Consider the following 17,489-nt stretch of genomic DNA (forward strand, 5'->3'; position numbering starts at 1 on the left):
AGCGCCATACCCCACTGGGAACGACAAGGATATCAACGAATGCGCAGGACTTTTTCTCCTCTGGCAGCCACTGGCTGTCTTCTCCTGGCGTCTGCGGCCATGGCCCAGGAAACTCTGGACACCGTCGATGATATCATCGAGAACCAGCGACTCCTTCCCCCCGAGCGTGATGTGCAGACCGAAGTGGATCTGCCCGATGACGTCAACCCAGGCGTCCCTGACAGTGTCACAGTACGCCATGTGCGCTTTATCGGTGACAGCGTGCTCGACCTGAGTGCGCTATCCAGCGGACTACAGGCCATGGTCGGGCAGACGGTATCCCGCGAGGCCGTGGAGGCCGAGGTCAAGACCATCACCGACGCCTACCAGTCCTCGGGTTACCCCTTGTCATTCGCCTACCTGCCGACCAACAACTTTATCGACGGCAATGTGCGTATCGTGCTGGTGGAGGGTCACATCGCACGTACCGAAATCGTCGTAGACGACGACCCCGTGGCCCGCCGCGTCGAGCGACTGGTCATGCCGTTGCTGGATGAGCGCCCCCTGACACGGGCAACCTTCGAGCGCGTCAGCGGCCTGATCGAGCAAATCCCCGGCGCCAGCTTGACCCTCAAGGCCCCTGTCCCGCGCACCCCCAATGGCGCCACCACCCTGCGAGTGGAAGAACGCCGCATCGACCATTTCGACTATGCCGGCAGTGTTAGCGGGGGGGATGAGGAAGACGCCGTGTTCATCAACCGGGTGTCGACACAAAGCCTCACCTCCTGGGGGGAGAGCCTGGGCTTTTCCTGGCTATGGCCCATCGACAATGACAATGAACTGTACGCGCTGGACTTCCGCACCGGCATTGGCAGCGATGGCCTGACACTCTCGGCGTCTGCCGACACCTACCGCGGCAGCGATGATGAAGATCTTATCTACCTGCTCAACGGACAGCGCTTCGACCTCAGCCAGGATCAGGACACCGATCGCCAGCGCTATCGCCTGGGTCTGTCCTATCCGGTGCTGCTGACACGTTCTTCAAGCCTGACGCTGGGGGGCGCCCTGCGCCATCACGACGAAACCAAGACCACGACCCTACGCTTCGAGGATCGCACGCTCAACCAGCTGGTCGATGACTATGAATATTCCGCAGCGGACCTGGACCTGAGCTATCGCACCCAAGCCAACCGGTCACTGTGGCAGGCCTCGGCCGCCGTACGTCAGGGTGTCGACCTGGGCGGCAACGAACAGCGGAGCCGTTTGAATGGCACTCCTCTGGAGACCACCAGCGACCTTCACTTCACCCGCTGGCAGCTGGAGACTCAGTACCGACACCTGTTAGGAGAGCGCTGGCGGCTGACCGCGGCTGCCAACGGCTTCTACTCCGACGACGAGCTGCCCGAACCCGAGCGCGGCAACTACGGTGGCCAGCGTTTCGGGCGTGGCTACGATGCGGGTCAAGCCGAAGGGGACTATGGCTACGCGGGCTCACTCGAGCTGCGCTACCTGCATACGCTCGATAGTGACTGGCTCAGTAACGTGGAGCCCTTCCTGGTCGTCGATGGTGCACGCACCGAGTTCCAGAACCGTGATGTGGATAGCCATCTGGCATCTGCCGCAGCGGGCGTTCGGCTAGCCAAAGGACGATGGTACGGACTGACGCTGGAGTACGCAGAGCCCATCGGCGACCGCGACCCGGACACCGACAGCCGTGACGGGCGTATCAATGCTCGGCTGGTGTGGAACTTCGAAGGCTAAGCGACTCGAGGTATCCACCGCCGAGGGCATTCTTCGCTGAAGGCAGCACGGCCAGGACCCCAGACCCTGGCCGTTTTCATGTCCGCCCCGCCGCTTCACGCCACAGACGGCCATCAACCCTGCATCGATCTTCCCCCCTGTTCTGCGACGAGGTCGTCGCGCGACGGCTACTGCAGAATGCGCTCGCCCCATTCCTTGAGCCAGGCCAGCATAATTCCCGCTCCATCACCGCAGATCGTCCCGCTCCTTGCAGCGGGTCAAGACTTGCACCGAGGACCGCCCAACTGGCGGCTTGACCCTCGTAGACTCGAACGGTGGGCGCCACTCTCTCGGCGCCTGCTGGAGCACACCAAACACAACAGAGCCCACTCCATGACCTGATGATCCGGCCCATGAACCGACTACTGAACCGAGGAACACGAGATGGAAACGCAATCGATCTCTTCCCGTAAACGCAGCCGCCTACGTATGCCGACGGTGTACACCCTGCTGTTCCTGATCACCATCATGGTCGCCCTGCTGACGTGGGTGATGCCCGCCGGCAAGTACGACTATCGCGTCGAAGGCACCGATACCGTCATCCCCGCCACCGAAGTCCTCGACTACGAAGGCGATGAGCGCCTGCTGCCGATTCCTGGCACCTATCAAGTACTGGAAAGCTCGCCCCAGGGGCCCATGGACGTCTTGATTGCCCCCATCAAGGGGTTTCACAAGGCCGTTGATGTTGCCTTGTTTGTCCTGGTGATTGGAGGTTTTCTGGCGGTCACCATGCACTCGGGCGCCCTCGATGCAGGGATCGGCGCGGTGGTGGCCCGCTTCCAGGGACGGGAACACTTTTTGATCCCGGTCTTGATGATCCTGTTTGCACTGGGGGGCTCCACCTACGGCATGGCGGAAGAGACCGTCGCCTTCTGGGCCATTATCCTGCCGGTCATCACCGCCGCGGGTTACGACCGTATGGTGGCGGCAGGTATCGTCCTGCTCGGCTCGGGCACTGGGGTACTCGCCTCCACCGTCAATCCCTTCGCCACCGGTATCGCCTCGGGATTTGCGGGACTGCCGATCGGCGCCGGTATTACCCTCCGATTGGTCCAGTTCGTGATTCTGGTATCACTGGCCATCTGGTTCGTGATGCGCTACGCCGCCCGCGTCAAGCGCGACCCGCAGCGCTCCGTCCTGGCTGACCTGAGTGCAACACCAGCAAGCGCCAGCGCCCCCGTCACCAGCGGTGCCTACACCCTGCGCCATAAGCTGACCATGACGGTCTTCTTCCTGACATTTGGCATCATGGTGTACGGCGTAGTGCCCTGGGAAGACATGGGGATCACCCTGTTCCCGACCCTGTGGTGGTGGTTCGACGAGCTGTCTACCCTGTTCTTGACCTCTGCGATCCTGATCGCGGTCATCAATCGGCAGCCAGAATCCAGCTTCATTGCCAGCTTCCTGGATGGCGCTCGGGACCTGATCGGGGTTGCCCTGGTCGTGGCGGTGGCGAGGGGGATCTATGTCGTGATGGACAATGGCGTGATCATCGACACCATCCTCAACTGGGCGGAAGGTGCGGTGCAGGGACTATCGACCGGCATGTTCGTCGTCGTCTCCTACGTGGTCCATATCGTGCTCAGCTTCTTCATTCCTTCCACGTCGGGCCTTGCCACCGTGTCGATGCCACTGATGGCACCTTTGGCAGACTTCTCTGGCGTCGAGCGCGAGCTGGTCGTCACCGCTTTCCAATCCGCCAGCGGTTGGATCAACATGTTTGCTCCGACGGCGGCCCACCTGGTGGCGGGCCTAGCGCTGGCGAAGATTCCCTACGAGCGCTTCGTCAAGTGGGCCATGCCCTTCATCCTGCTGACCTTCGGCGTCAGCGCGGTGACCCTGTTCGTCGGCGCCAGTCTGGTCTGAACACGGCGACGCGCGCACACGACTCAGGCGCCGATAACCGTCACCGTCCATTCATCTGACTCATCCAGCCCCAGCGCTCCTTGCGAGCGCTGGCGGCGTTGCCGAGACCCTGCCAGCATCCGCCAACTCACGCCTTCTTGACGTACATCGACTTGAGCTTCATGGCACCGAACCCGTCGATCTTGCAGTCAATATCGTGATCTCCGTCGACCAGGCGAATGTTCTTCACCTTGGTACCGACCTTGACCACCGACGACGATCCCTTGACTTTGAGATCCTTGATCACGGTGACGGTATCGCCATCGTTGAGCGGGTTTCCGTGGGCATCGCGAATACCAGGTTCTGCGTCTCTCTCTGTGGTCTCCAGGGACCACTCATGACCGCACTCGGGGCAGATCAGCGAAGGGCCGTCCTGATAGGTATAAGGTGACTGACAGGCGGGACAGGCGGGCAAATCGCTCATGACGCTCTCTCTCATTGAAGGAAGGCGCTGACGGTACTCCCCCACCGCGCGAAAAGCCAGTCACCCGCCTGGCCAGGTCATCAGTCGCCTACTCCCTTTCCGGCTCTTCACCCTCGCCCTGGGCCTGACGCTCGTGAATCCGCTTGATATCGCGCTTGAGCTCCCTGCGCTGCCTGCGGGTGCTGAACTGCAGGGTGTCCCAGGTCTCTGGCACCAGCGTGCAGCTATCGTCGGCCTGGTGAAAGACAAAGCGGCGCTCGGCGCCAATCGGCAGGTTTTCCGAGCAATAGGTGCCAATCACCCGAACACACATCGCCTTGAGCACCAGGTCATCCTTCGTTCCCTCTTTGTCGTCCAGACCAGCGATATCAATGATCCGCTGTTTCAAGGCGTTGAAGGAGCCGATATGGACGAAACCACCACTGTCCAGCGGTCCCTGATGGGTGCAGCGACCGTCTGGCGTTCGCTCTTGGTCACTGTGGTCGTCTTCCAGGTCCGCCTCATGGTCGCTGACGTCCAGTGTCCAGTCGCCCTTGGAGGTCTCCAGGGTCATCATGATGTGCTGAAGATAGATAGGTTCGGCACTCATGTTGCTGATGACACAGAGAGCATCGAGGTTCTTGCGCTTGCCGCGGTTGATGATCAAGCGCGGACGGCGCTGACGGCGAAAGCCGAAGTACAGCAGCTGAGCATAGATCAGCCAGATGAGAAAGGAGCCCACGCTTGCCAGCGTCTGCAGAATGTCCTTGTGAGCTGAAATCCAATCGAACATGAGCGTCATCCTTGATCACTCGCCATGCGGCCGAAACGGCACACATGCGTTGAGGGAGTAAAAAAGCCCGCCCTGAAGGCGGGCTGTCAGCCTGTTCTCAGGCCTCGCGCTGATAAGTGCCCACCAGGCGATTGATACCCAACAGGTGCGGTTCGACCTGTTCGAGCAACTCGCTCATGCTGAGACCTTCGGGCAACTGGGTCGCGGTATCCAGCGCCAGCACCCAGAAATAGTACCGATGCAGCCCATGGCCCTCGGGCGGCAGGGGTCCGTTGTAGCCGAGATTACCCGCATCATTGCTCCCCTGAGTCCCCTGCTGGGTGCCTTCCTCAAGGGACGTCAGCGACGCAGGCAGGTTATACAGTACCCAATGCACAAAACCGTAGCTGCCATGTTGCACCAGCGGCGCATCCGGGTCGTGACAGATGACCGCAATCCCTTTAGTGCCTTCTGGCAGGTATTGCCAGGCCAGCGCCGGTGAAATGTCCTCGCCTTCCTGGGTATGACGTGCGGGAATACCAGCGTCATTGTCGAAAGCCGGGCTGGTGACGCTTAATGAAGAGAGCGCGAAAGGCATGGGGGTTTCCTCCCTGGAACGGTGGTCTTTGGTGCATCAAGTGAGCCCTTGGGTACAAGCCAACAACCAGCCCAAGGCGCCACATGCACCTTAATCACCCTTCCTAGGGTCGACAAGCCGCCACCCGCTGTCAAACGCGCATGTTATTGACACGAAGAACCCCTCACTGTCGCCATTGCCCACATGCCCATTGCGGAGCCACGCATGAAACGTCTATTGGTCGTCGCCCACGCGCCCTCCCCCAATACCCTGAGACTGCGGGAGGCCACTTGCCGCGCCAGCTGCCACCCGGATATCGAGAACGTGGACATCGTGGTGCTCGGCCCCCTGGAGGCAGGCCCCGAGGACGTGCGTCAGGCAGATGCCATCCTGCTTGGCACCACCGAAAACCTCGGATACATGAGTGGCGCCCTGAAGGATTTCTTTGATCGCAGCTATTACCCACTGCTGGATCACACTCAAGGCCTTCCCTGCGCCCTGTATATCCGCGCCGGCCATGACGGCACCGGCACCATGCGAGCGGTCGAGTCGATTGTCAGCGGACTGCGCTGGCGCTGGGTTCAGCCCCCGCTGATATTGAAGGGCGCATGGCAGGACGACTTCGTCGACCAGGTGGAAACGCTATCCCAGGCCATGGCCGCTGGACTGGACGCGGGTATTCTCTGACACCTTCGTCTGCTGGGCACGACGTATGAGACAGACGCGTCCTTGGAGAAAGACGCGCCCTAGGGGAAAGACGCGCCCTGGGGGAAAGACGCGCCCTGGGGGAAAGACGCGCCCTGGAGGAAAAGCGCGCCTATGCCTGTGAGGGTTGTCCTGCTGCCTACTTGCCGAACATCGCCGCTTGCCTACGGCGGGAGGCGAGCCACTGACGGATCCACCCTTCACCGCTGACCAGGGTGATCCCCGCCACCACCATGACCGCACCGATCATAAAGCCAGGCTCTATGGGTTCGTCCAGCAGCCAGGTGCCAAACCCGACCCCAAATAGCGGGGTCAGAAATGACAGCACCCCAATCCTCGACGCCTGGTAGTGTCGGATCAGCCAAAACCAGACCAGAAACCCGGCAAAGGAGACGATCACAGACTGGAAGGCAAGGCTCGTCAACGCCAGAGGCGTAGGATCAATCGCCAGCTGTCCCAGCACCGCGGCGCTGGCCAACAGCACCACGAACGCAGCCACCAACTGGTACATCAAGGTCTGCTCTGGCGCCAGCGAGGACAGTCGCGTGGTACGCACCAGCACCGTCGTGGCGCCCCACGCCACGCCGGCCAGCAATGCCAGCAGATCGCCCCACAGCGATGCTTGCCCAGCGGCCTCCACATCGCCCCCCGCAGGCAGCAGAAAGGCCACTCCTATGCCCACAAACGCCAGGCTGATCCCCAGCCACTGCATCGCTGCCATGCGCTCGTCGCGGACTAGAAAATGCAGCAATAGCGCAGTGAAGATGGGAGCGGTGTAGAGAAACACCACCGCATGGGAGGCGGTGGTAAAACGCAGCGCTTCTCCCAGCAGCACGTACTCCAGTGAGAACAAGCCGCCCACGATCAGACCTGGCTTCCAGCTCCCATCCCCCAGAGACATCCGCTGTCCCCGCGCCAGCATGTAGCAGGCAATCAGCGCGGCCCCCAGGCCAGAGCGCAGGGCGATCTGTAAAACCGGTGAAATATCGTCGCCGGTCGCCTTCAGGGCAACCTGCTGCATACCCAGCGTCAGGCAAAAGACCAGCATCAGGCCCACGGCGTGTGCGTCTAGCGTCCTACGATCCCCCATGACCTTCTCCCATCGCTACTGTCGGCCATGAAGTATGCGATTGTCGCATTCACCGCATATAGCTAAGATCAGACAAGCCATGCCTTCCCTCGGACAGGGTGCCGATCATGCCCCACACACCCAAGCATTTGCTGTTTCCGCCCTTTCACGATGCGCTGCCCGCGCCGGTCGTCTTTCGTACCGGCTATATGCCAGCAGATGCCGCCTATCCCCGTCATCGCCACAGCTGGGGAGAGTTCGTCTATTCCTACAGCGGGGTGGTCCAAGTCGATGTGGGGCAAAGGCGCTATCTGACACCGTCGCACTACGGGTTGTGGCTACCCCCCGGGGTAGAGCACCAGGGCCTTAATCGTCAGGCCGCCTGTCATTGTTCGCTGTACATCGCCACGCCTCAGGCCAGTGCACTACCTGATATCACCTGTGCATTGACCGTTGGGCCCTTGACCCGGGCCTTGCTCGAACACCTACGCCACCACCCCGCAGAAGCGCCCTACCCCGACGACCTGACGCGCCTGCTCGACGTGCTGGTGGACCAGTTGGCGGTCGCCGAATGCGCGGGAAGCTACCTCCCTACCTCCGCAGACCCTCAACTGCGCCGAGCCCTGCAACGGCTTGAGGACGACCCGACCGCCACTGCCAGCGTGGGAGAGCTGGCCAAGGCGGTGCACGTCACCGAGCGTACCCTGCTGCGCCGCGCTCAGCGCGACCTGGGGATGACGCTTACCGAATGGCGCCAGCGCCTCAAGGTCGTCAAGGCCATGCCGATGCTCGAATCCGGTGCCAAGGTCGAAGCCATCGCCATGGACCTTGGCTATGCCAGCGCGTCTGCCTTTATTGCCATGTTCCGGCGGCTGACAGGACAGACACCGGACGAATACCGGCGTGGGCAGGAGCGATAGCACCTCAGCACGGACAGCACAGCCTTCGCCCAGGAGCACTCGGCGACAGCGCGACAGCTCCCGGCAGCAACATCGTTCGGCCTGGTGTTGGGTGCACAAAAAACGCCGGCGCTGCTAGGCAGCGCCGGCGAGATCAGAACAACGGCTCAAGGCCGACTTGGCGAATTACTTCAAGGGATCAATTCAGGCGTTCGAACACGGTAGCAACGCCCTGGCCCATGCCGATGCACATGGTCGCAAGGCCAAGGCGCGTGTCCTGGCGCCGCATGACCGTGAGCAGGCTGTTGCTGATTCGGGTCCCGGAGCAGCCCAGCGGGTGCCCCAGGGCGATGGCCCCTCCGTGCAGGTTGACCTTCTCGTCCATCACGTCGAGCAGCCCCAGATCCTTGAGCACCGGCAGCGCCTGGGCAGCGAAAGCCTCGTTGAGCTCCACGGTCTCAATGTCATCGATCGTAAGACCCGCCGCCTTCAAGGCTTTCTGAGAGGCAGGAACCGGTCCATAGCCCATGATGGAGGCATCACAGCCGGACACCCCGGTAGACAGCACGCGAGCGATCGGCGTGAGGCCGAGGGCCTGGGCGCGCTCGTAGCTCATCACGACCATCCCACTCGCCCCAACGGAAAGCGCCGAGGATGTGCCCGCCGTGACGGTACCGCCACGAGGATCAAACACCGGCCTGAGTCCTGCCATGCTCTCCAGGTTGGCTTCCGGGCGAATGACCTCGTCGCGCTGGACCAGGATCCGACGCCCGTCGGCGTCATGCCCCTCGACACCGATGATCTCGCTATCAAAGGCGCCGCTCTGCTGCGCCTCATAGGCGCGCTGGTGAGAGCGCACGCCAAAGTTGTCCTGCTGCTCACGGGAAATGCTATGCAGCTTGCCAAGCAGTTCGGCGGTCATGCCCATCATCATCGCCGCCTTGGCGGCATGCTTGCTGGCACTGGGGTTGACGTCGACACCGTAGGTCAGCGGGATATGCTCCATGTGCTCTACCCCACCCACCAGGTAGACGTCGCCCATTCCGGCCTTGATATTGGCGGTCGCGATATGCAGGGCGCTCATGGAGGAACCGCACAGCCGATTAACCGTCTGAGCCGGCACACTGCGCGGCATGGCGGTCATGATCTGGGCGTTACGGGCGACGTTGAAGCCTTGCTCCAGGGTCTGGTTGACGCAGCCCCAGATGACATCATCCACCTCGGCCGGATCAAGCTGCGGCACTCGCTGCAGCAGAGCGTTCATCACTGCCGCCGACAGATCCTCGGCACGCACGTGGCGAAAGCCACCGTTCTTGGCCTTGGCCATGGCGGTACGGGCACCATCGACCACCACGACGTCTCTCGGGTTCAAGCTCATCTGTCTTCTCCTGTCTCGTGGGGTCACTTGGTGTAAAAGGTCTTGCCCGCGTTGGCCATCTCGCGCAGGCCATCCGTGGGGGCATACAGCGGGCCGAGCTCAGCCGCCAGGCTATCCGCCAGGGCGACAAACTCTGCCACTCCCATGGCGTCGATGTAGCGCAGCGCACCGCCACGGAAGGGAGGGAAGCCAATGCCATAGATCAACGCCATATCGGCCTCTGCGGGCGTGCCAACGATGTTGTCCTCAAGGCAGCGCACGGTTTCCATGCACAGCGGCACCATCATTCGCGCGACAATGTCCTCATCAGAGAATTCGCGGCTTTCGGTCACGACCTGACTCACCAGCTCGACCGCGCTTTCGTCGCGCACCTTCTTCGGCTTGCCCTTGCGATCCTCTTCATAGGCGTAAAAGCCCTTGGCGTTCTTCTGGCCGAGACGATCGTTGTCGAACATGACCTGAATCGCCGTCTTGCCTTCGCGGGCCATCCGATCAGGGAAGCCTTCCGCCATCACCTCATTGGCATGGACGGCCGTATCCATTCCCACCACATCCAGCAGGTAGGCAGGTCCCATGGGCCAACCGAACTTCTCCATGACCTTGTCGACTCGCTGGAAGTCGGCGCCTTTCTCCACCAGCAGGCTGAAGCCGCCGAAGTAGGGGAAGAGCACCCGGTTGACCAGGAAGCCGGGGCAGTCGTTGACCACGATCGGGGTCTTGCCCATTGCCTTGGCATAGGCCACCGTCGCCGCCACGGCGGCATCGCCGGTCTTCTCGCCGCGAATGACCTCGACCAAGGGCATGCGGTGCACCGGGTTGAAGAAGTGCATGCCGCAGAAGTTTTCCGGGCGCTTGAGGTTCTGCGCCAACCGGGTGATGGAGATTGTCGAGGTGTTCGATGCCAGGACGGTGTTCTCGCTGACCTGTGCTTCGACCTCGGTCAGCACCGCATCCTTGACCTTCGGGTTCTCGACCACGGCTTCGACGACCAGATCGACCGTGCCGAAGTCACCATAGGACAAGGTAGGACGAATATTGGTGAGCTTCTCCGCTGCTGCCTCAGGTGACAGCTTGCCCCGAGCCGCCTGCTTGCCAAACAGCTTGCGTGCCTCCTTCAGCCCCAGCTCGATGGCATCCTCCTTGATGTCCTTCATCAAGATCGGAGTGCCCTTCGAGGCGCTCTGATAGGCGATTCCACCGCCCATGATCCCGGCCCCCAAGACGGCAGCCTGACGCACGGGCTGAGCCTGCTTGGCATACTGTCCGCCCTTTTTCTTGACGACCTGATCGTTCATGAACAGGCCGACCAGGTTGTAGCAGACATCGGTCTTGGCCATCTTGCAGAATGCCTTGGCCTCGATGGCCTGCGCGCGTGCCCGCGTCTCGCCGGCGCCCTTCTGGATCACCTTGATGGCTTCCACTGGCGCCGGATAATGTGGACCCGCCTTGCCAGCCACATAGCCCTTCGACGTTTCAAACACCATCATCTGCTCGATGGGGTTCAGGTTGAGCGGGCTGTTCTTCTCTTCTCGACGTGCCTTGACGTCAAGCTCTCCGGCGTTGGCCCGGGCCAGGATATCCAGCGCCGCCGCCTCGAGGTCTTCTCGGGGCACCACGGCGTCAACCGCTCCCACCTTGAGGCATGCATCGGCGCGGTTCTCGGTGCCTCCGGCAATCCATTCGATGGCGTTATCGGCGCCGATGACCCGCGGCAGGCGAACACAGCCGCCCCAGCCCGGCACAATGCCCAGCTTGGTCTCCGGCAGGCCAATCTTGGCCTCCTGACTCATCACACGGAAATCCGTTGAGAGCACCACCTCACAGCCGCCCCCCAGGGCCAGGCCGTTGATCGCGCTGACCGTCGGGAACGGCATGTCCTCCAGGCCATTGAAGATGCCGTGAACCTGCTCGAGCATGGCTTGAATCTCCGCCTCGTCCTTGTCGAACATGGCGTGAAACTCAGTAATGTCGGCGCCCACAATGAAGGCTTCCTTGGCGCTCTTCAGCAGCAGCCCCTTGAGCCCCTGATCACCGCGCACCGCCTCGAGGGCTTCACCGAGCTCCTTGATCACGGCGCCGGAGAGCTTGTTGACCGATTCATCCTTCAAGTCGAAGGTAAGGATGGCGATATCGTCGCCATTGCGAGCCACCGAAATGGCGTTGCCTTGATAGATCATCCACGCATCTCCACTGAAGTCATCCCGTGTTACCCGGACAGTGGCCTGTGTCCCTGTCCAGGTGAGCGGTATTCATACGGCCGTTTGATTTTGCCAGCTTGGTGCAAAGATTCACTTCCGTCAACCCCTACCATTACCTTAGAGGGATTACACGACGTTGAAGCAGGTAAAGGCACCCTGGCAGCGTTTAAGCATACTGTTAACAGAGCGCTGGAGAGGTGTCGTGGGAGCTGGCAGGGCCACCGCCGCTATCCCCTTGCGAAGGCCAGGTCGGGAGCGCAGCTTGCCTATGGTTAAATGGCGGCCCTGCGCTACACCCGCTGTCGCTTGAGCGGCTGCGCATGACCTTGACCACGACCCTGCGTTCAGCGCTTTGTCGCAGTGCCGACTGTCTTTCATCGTTACGGATTCTCCTATGTCTACGCCGCCCGCCCAGCGCACCACGCTGAATGCCCTCCAGCGCACCATCGAAACCTGGGTTGCCCGCCTGCGTCCCTGGCACTGGGTCTGGCCACCGCTGGCCTTTGCCGCGGGCGTTGCCAGTTTCTTTCTGGTGGAGCGACAGCAATGGTTGGGTGTCCTGCTCGCCACTGGCATGCTGCTGGCCTGGATTCTGCTGCTGTCAGAGAGCCTGATCGGGAGAATCATGGTGCGGCGGGGCTACCCGTCCCTGCCCCGCGGCGTGACCACCTTTATTGCCCAGATGATTCACCAGGAAACCTTGTTCTTCACGCTTCCCTTCCTGGTCGCCACCACCGTCTGGGCCAGCGGTCAGGCACTGTTCACCTTGTTCATGCTGGCCATGGCTATCCTGTCGATTGTCGATCCCCTGTATTACCGCCTGGCCTCCCGCAAGCGCTGGCTGTATTTCGTCTTCCATGCCCAGTGCGTGTTTCTAGTCGTGCTGGTCACGCTGCCGCTGGTGCTGCACCTGAGTACCGGACAAAGCATGCTGGCGGCAGTGGTCGCCATGCTGCTGTTCAGCCTGCCAAGTCTGTTGCATCTCCTGCGGCCACTCAGCCCAAGCCGGTGGCTGGCCATGTTCGCCTTGCTGCCGGTGTTGGCGGGGGCGGCCTGGCTCGGGCGTGTGTGGGTCCCGCCCGCCACGCTTTGGCTGTCTGGAAGCGCGCTTTCCCCCGCCTTCGACGAGGCCAGCCGCACACCTCAGGGCAACATGGCGCTGACCCCGGAGGCACTGACGTCTCGCGGTCTGTATGCCTATACCGCGATTCACGCGCCGCGAGGACTCAAGGAAGAGGTCGTGCACGAGTGGCGTCATGAGGGGCAGCTGGTCGACCGCATCGCGCTGGAAATATACGGCGGCCGTGCAGAGGGATATCGCGCCTGGACCCGCAAGCAGAACTTCCCTGACAACGTGACCGGCAGCTGGCGGATCGACGTCATGACTGCCGGGGGACAGCGCATCGGCGTCCTCAGGTTCGAGGTCGCGGATGATCCTGACCAGGCCACCAGGGCAGACGCTACTATCGACACTCAGGTCGGCATGCCAGGGCTGCGCTTGCGGTGGCTGACGGCCGGCCCTGAGGGCCAAGAGGCAGACCGGGAAGAGGAAAAAGAAGACGCTGGTACAGCTCCCGGATTGACGGAAGACCACTCAGGCCGCAGCGAAAGCAGCGAAAGCAGCGAAAGCAGCGAAAGCAGCGAAAGCAGCGAAAGCAGCGAAAGCAGCGAAAGCAGCGAAAGCAGCGAAAGCAGCGAAAGCAGCGAGGATAGTGAAAACACCGCAACCAGTGCGCAAGCCCCTAACGAGGCCGTGCCACAGTCAACAGCGCAATAACAGGATCGGTGGATACCTCAATCGGACGATCGAGAAGGTGCATCAGAGGGCAAACCAGGGTGGTGGCTTGCATTCCCGCGCCAGCGTTCGGACAATCGAATCATTTGCAGCCTTGCGATTCTAGGTCGATATGAACGAGAACATTGGATTCCAACTCTCCCGTGCACCGCGCATATGGCGGGCGGTGCTTGATCAACGTCTGGCTCCGCTGGGGCTCACCCAGACCCGTTGGGTGACGCTCTATCATCTCTGGCGCATGCCAGAAGGCCAGCCACAATGCGACCTGGCTCGCGCTATCGGTGTCGAGGCGCCTTCACTGGTACGAACCCTTGACCAACTCTGCGAGCAGGGCCTGGTGGAGCGCTGCCCCTGCGATCAGGACCGCCGCACCAAGCGCGTCCATCTCACGGAGCAGGCAACCCCACTGCTGGAGAAGATCGACGCCATCGTGCGTGAAGCCAGGGAGGAAATGCTGAAGGGCCTGGATGATGATGAGCAGGAACGCTTGAGTGACATGCTCAATCGTATCGAAGCCAATGGCCAGGCACTGTTAAGCCCGGAAGACTGCCAAGGCTAAGTGGCGCTGGCTTGGCTTGGCTTGGCTTGGCTTGGCTTGATCTGGTCTGGTCTGGTCTGGTCTGGCCTAGTCTGACTCAGCATCGGCGGCGCGCATCCGCAGTATCGCAAAAGCGCGCCCTCCAAAGCAGAGCGTACTACTTTCTCCCGTCCCGCGGAGCCTAAGGCGGCGAGCCCGGGACGCTGCCGGCCGGACGATCAGGACGCCCCTGCAGCGCATCTCGGAGTGCCGCTGCTGGCGCCGAGATAGCGCCAAACTCCGGCGCCTCGAGAGACTCCTCCCACCACAGCGTCAAGGCCTTGTCACTGGATTCCACCACCCAGGCGTCGTCCGGCAGTTGTGACAGCAGCCTCGACAGGCGTGCGCTGATGACAGAGGGCAATGGCTCCAGCGGCTGTACCCTCCAGCGCCAGCCTTCATCGTATTTAAAGTGCTTCAACGACTCGCTGGCCCGAGCCTTGCGCACCAGCACAAAATGCGGTCCCGGGCGCTGAGCAGGATAGGCCCAACGATAGGCCGCCATCTTGTCGACCTCACCATGCAACGGGGGTGTATCCAGCTTGACGCTGGCACCTGCTTCAATGGCAACCTGACGCAGCTGGCCCTGCCGACGCTCCCTGGCGGTGGGCCTGAGCCACATCGCTGGTGCGAAGACCATCCCTACGACACCCAGTATCAGTAGCCACAACATACGGTTTCCTTTGCAAAAACGTTGATCGTCGGCATTGTTTTGACTGCCACGGCGTCCTAGAGTGACATTACGATACCTCTTTTACTTGACCGCCGAGGAGGCGTAGTCCCGTGAGCAATGAATATCGTCATGTGCTGGTGGCAGTGGACCTCACCAAGGACTCTCACAAGATCCTCGAACGAGCCTTGCAGGTCGCTGACCGCAACCACGCCAAGCTATCGATCATGCACACTCTGGAGCCACTGGGCTTTGCCTATGGCGGCGACATTCCCATGGATCTCACCAGCATTCAGGATCAGCTGGATGACCATGCCAAGCAACGTCTGGCGGAGATCGCCGATGCCACGGTTGCCCGGGAAGATCAGCATGTAGTGGTGGGCATGCCAGATACCGAAATTCACCGTTTTGCCGACGAAAACGGCGTAGACCTTATCGTGGTTGGCTCACACGGTCGCCATGGTTTCGCTCTGTTGCTCGGCTCCACCTCTACCGGGGTACTCCATGGAGCCCAGTGCGATGTGCTGGCCGTGCGAGTCGGCAAGGAAAGCGAAGAGTAAGCACACCACCCTCTCGGGTGTCATGCATCTCCAACGTTGGCGCCGGCTTCATGCCGGCGCCAGCGCCTGCCTTGGCCGCAGCTGGGTTACTCCCCGGACGCCATGGCCTCGAGTTCCATCCAGCGTTCCATGGTCGCGTCCAAAGCATCCTGGGTCTGCTGCAGCAACGCCAGTCGCTCGGCCACCACGCCGGAGGGCTGCTGGTAGAAGTCTGGGCGCCCTGCCTCGCTTTCCAACTCGGCCACCTGGTCTTCCAGCCGCTCAATCTCGGCGGGCAGGCCATCCAGCTCACGCTGCAGCTTGTAGGACAACTTGACCGGCTTGGCCTTGCCTTGCCCGGTCGGCCTGGAGCTACCCGCTGAGGGCGTTCCCCCCGCTGAAGGCTCTTTATCAGCTGAAGGCTCTTTATCCGCTGAAGGCTCTTTACCGGCTGAAGGCTCCGTATCCGCTGACGGCTCCACCCGCTGACGCGCGGCCCCCTCCCAAGGTGCAGGCGGCAGTTTACCGCCCTGACGCACCCAGTCGGTGTAGCCACCCACATATTCACGCACCTGACCACGCCCCTCGAAGGCCAGTACGCTGGTCACCACATTGTCCATGAAGGCGCGGTCATGGGACACCAGCAACAAGGTCCCATCGAAGCCCAGCAGCAGTTCTTCCAACAGCTCCAGGGTCTCGACATCCAGGTCGTTGGTCGGCTCGTCCAGTACCAACACATTGGCTGGCTGAGTGAACAGCTTGGCTAACAGCAGTCGATTCGACTCGCCACCCGACAAGGCCTTGACCGGCTGGCGGGCGCGCTCAGGCGAAAACAGGAAATCCTGAAGGTAGCTCATCACATGGCGATCGCGGCCACCCACCGTGACACGATCACTTCCCTGGGCCACGTTATCGTAGACGGTACGCTCCGGCTCGAGCCCGGCTCGCAGTTGGTCGAAATAGGCAACTTGAAGCTTGGTGCCAACCCGCACATTGCCCTCGCTGGGGGTCAGCTCGCCCAGCAGGATCTTCAGTAGCGTGGTCTTTCCCGCGCCATTACGGCCGATCAAGCCGATGCGGTCACCCCGTTGAATCTCGATGCTGAGATCACGGATGACCGTCGCTTCCTCGAAGTGCTGGGTGACGTTCTCCAGTTCGACCACGCGCTTTCCGCTGCGCTCACCGGAGTCGACGGTCAGGTTGGCATTGCCTTGACGCTCCCGTCGCTGACTACGTTCACGGCGCAGCTGCTCAAGGGCCCGCACGCGCCCTTCGTTGCGGGTACGACGAGCCTTGATACCCTGACGAATCCAGGCCTCTTCCTGGGCCAGCTTCTTGTCGAACTCGGCATTCTCGCGCGCCTCGATCTCGAGCTCGTGCTGCTTCTGTGCCTGGTAGGTAGCGTAGTCGCCGGGGTAGCGGCCCAGCTTGCCACGGTCCAGCTCAAGAATGCCGGTGGCAAGCCGCGACAGGAAAGCCCGGTCGTGGGTGATAAACAGCACCGCCCCGGCAAACGCCGCCAGCTGCTCTTCCAGCCAGGCAATCGTATCCAGATCCAGGTGGTTGGTCGGCTCATCCAGCAGCAGCAGGTCGGGCTCCGCCACCAGGGCTCGCGCCAGCGCTACCCGCCGCCGCCAACCGCCAGACAGCGACGACATGGCAGCATCTTCGGGCAGGCCAAGACGTGTCAGCACGACGTCGATGCGCTGGTGAAACGACCAGCCATCGATGGCTTCCAGACGGGTCTGCAGCTGCGCCATGCGGCGCATGTCCGGGTCTTCCGACTGCACCAGGTGGTGGTATTCCGACAACAGCCCGCCTGCCTCCGGCAGACCTTGTGCCACAACGTCAAAAATCGTCTCTCCGCTGGCCTCGGGAAGGTCCTGCTCGAGGACACCAATCTTCAAGCCCGGCGCACGCCACACCACACCGCCGTCGGCCTGGTTTTCCCCCGACACCAGGCGCAGCAAGGTCGACTTGCCAGTACCATTGCGGCCTACCAGCGCCAGCCGTTCACCCCGCTCCAGGGTCAGGTCCGCACCATCAAGCAACACATGGTGGCCATAGGCCAGTTGCAATTGCTCCAGTCGTAGCAGGGTCACGCTTCACCTCATCGCTTGATCATCGTCATAGTGTACCTCAAGCCCCTGGCTCTCTGGCATGGGCAGCGTCTGCCAAGCACTCTCGACCAGGCCGAGGTCCGAGCCACTGGGCGCCAATGGT

Annotated in this window: 15 protein-coding genes; 7 read left to right on the plus strand and 8 right to left on the minus strand. The window is 61.8% G+C overall.

Going from position 1 to position 17,489, the window contains the following annotated elements; all coding sequences use genetic code 11:
* Positions 1-39 precede the first annotated feature (39 nt).
* A complete protein-coding gene (locus tag KUV86_RS17495) occupies positions 40-1,740 on the plus strand; it encodes a ShlB/FhaC/HecB family hemolysin secretion/activation protein (protein ID WP_222485930.1) in 1,701 nt (566 codons plus the stop codon).
* Between the two features lie 423 nt (positions 1,741-2,163).
* Positions 2,164-3,645 carry a YfcC family protein gene (locus KUV86_RS17500; RefSeq protein WP_222483594.1) on the plus strand — a complete coding sequence of 494 codons (1,482 nt, stop codon included), beginning with the start codon at positions 2,164-2,166 and terminating at the stop codon, positions 3,643-3,645.
* Positions 3,646-3,772: 127 nt separating this feature from the next.
* Here KUV86_RS17500 and KUV86_RS17505 read toward each other — a convergent pair whose 3' ends face one another.
* The 3 genes from KUV86_RS17505 to KUV86_RS17515 form a co-directional block, all read right to left on the minus strand.
* Positions 3,773-4,108: a zinc ribbon domain-containing protein YjdM gene (locus KUV86_RS17505; RefSeq protein ID WP_222485932.1), complete on the minus strand. Its 336-nt coding sequence runs from the start codon at positions 4,106-4,108 to the stop codon at positions 3,773-3,775.
* 88 nt (positions 4,109-4,196) lie between these two features.
* Positions 4,197-4,880: a hypothetical protein gene (locus KUV86_RS17510; RefSeq protein ID WP_222485934.1), complete on the minus strand. Its 684-nt coding sequence runs from the start codon at positions 4,878-4,880 to the stop codon at positions 4,197-4,199.
* Between the two features lie 97 nt (positions 4,881-4,977).
* Positions 4,978-5,457 (minus strand): YbhB/YbcL family Raf kinase inhibitor-like protein, encoded by a 480-nt coding sequence (locus KUV86_RS17515; protein ID WP_206944463.1) that lies wholly within the window; start codon positions 5,455-5,457, stop codon positions 4,978-4,980.
* Positions 5,458-5,661: 204 nt separating this feature from the next.
* Between KUV86_RS17515 and KUV86_RS17520 the strand changes: the two genes are divergently transcribed.
* Entirely contained in the window at positions 5,662-6,123 is a 462-nt protein-coding gene (locus KUV86_RS17520; RefSeq protein ID WP_222164266.1) for a flavodoxin family protein, read from the plus strand.
* A gap of 157 nt (positions 6,124-6,280) precedes the next feature.
* Here the strand turns inward: KUV86_RS17520 and KUV86_RS17525 are convergent, their stop codons facing one another.
* Complete coding sequence (locus KUV86_RS17525) at positions 6,281-7,231, minus strand: DMT family transporter (RefSeq protein ID WP_222485936.1); 951 nt, start codon at positions 7,229-7,231, stop codon at positions 6,281-6,283.
* 107 nt (positions 7,232-7,338) lie between these two features.
* Between KUV86_RS17525 and KUV86_RS17530 the strand changes: the two genes are divergently transcribed.
* Entirely contained in the window at positions 7,339-8,130 is a 792-nt protein-coding gene (locus tag KUV86_RS17530) for an AraC family transcriptional regulator (RefSeq protein ID WP_222483589.1), read from the plus strand.
* 178 nt (positions 8,131-8,308) lie between these two features.
* Here KUV86_RS17530 and fadA read toward each other — a convergent pair whose 3' ends face one another.
* Positions 8,309-9,487, minus strand: coding sequence for an acetyl-CoA C-acyltransferase FadA (gene fadA / locus KUV86_RS17535; protein WP_206944471.1), 1,179 nt, complete (start codon positions 9,485-9,487; stop codon positions 8,309-8,311).
* Between the two features lie 23 nt (positions 9,488-9,510).
* Complete coding sequence (gene fadB / locus KUV86_RS17540; RefSeq protein ID WP_222485938.1) at positions 9,511-11,664, minus strand: fatty acid oxidation complex subunit alpha FadB; 2,154 nt, start codon at positions 11,662-11,664, stop codon at positions 9,511-9,513.
* Positions 11,665-12,079: 415 nt separating this feature from the next.
* Between fadB and KUV86_RS17545 the strand changes: the two genes are divergently transcribed.
* On the plus strand, positions 12,080-13,462 hold the full coding sequence (locus tag KUV86_RS17545; protein ID WP_222485940.1) for a DUF5924 family protein: 1,383 nt from the start codon (positions 12,080-12,082) through the stop codon (positions 13,460-13,462).
* Positions 13,463-13,592: 130 nt separating this feature from the next.
* On the plus strand, positions 13,593-14,039 hold the full coding sequence (slyA, locus tag KUV86_RS17550; protein WP_222164271.1) for a transcriptional regulator SlyA: 447 nt from the start codon (positions 13,593-13,595) through the stop codon (positions 14,037-14,039).
* 160 nt (positions 14,040-14,199) lie between these two features.
* Here the strand turns inward: slyA and KUV86_RS17555 are convergent, their stop codons facing one another.
* A complete protein-coding gene (locus KUV86_RS17555) occupies positions 14,200-14,730 on the minus strand; it encodes a preprotein translocase subunit YajC (RefSeq protein ID WP_222239259.1) in 531 nt (176 codons plus the stop codon).
* 110 nt (positions 14,731-14,840) lie between these two features.
* Between KUV86_RS17555 and KUV86_RS17560 the strand changes: the two genes are divergently transcribed.
* Complete coding sequence (locus KUV86_RS17560; RefSeq protein ID WP_206944481.1) at positions 14,841-15,287, plus strand: universal stress protein; 447 nt, start codon at positions 14,841-14,843, stop codon at positions 15,285-15,287.
* A gap of 86 nt (positions 15,288-15,373) precedes the next feature.
* On the opposite strand, the gene KUV86_RS17565 is transcribed toward KUV86_RS17560, so the two are convergent.
* Positions 15,374-17,368 carry an ATP-binding cassette domain-containing protein gene (locus KUV86_RS17565; protein WP_222485942.1) on the minus strand — a complete coding sequence of 665 codons (1,995 nt, stop codon included), beginning with the start codon at positions 17,366-17,368 and terminating at the stop codon, positions 15,374-15,376.
* Positions 17,369-17,489 lie beyond the last annotated feature (121 nt).

The organism is Halomonas sp. DP8Y7-3 (assembly GCF_019801675.1).
GTDB classification, from domain to species: Bacteria; Pseudomonadota; Gammaproteobacteria; order Pseudomonadales; family Halomonadaceae; genus Halomonas; species Halomonas litopenaei_A.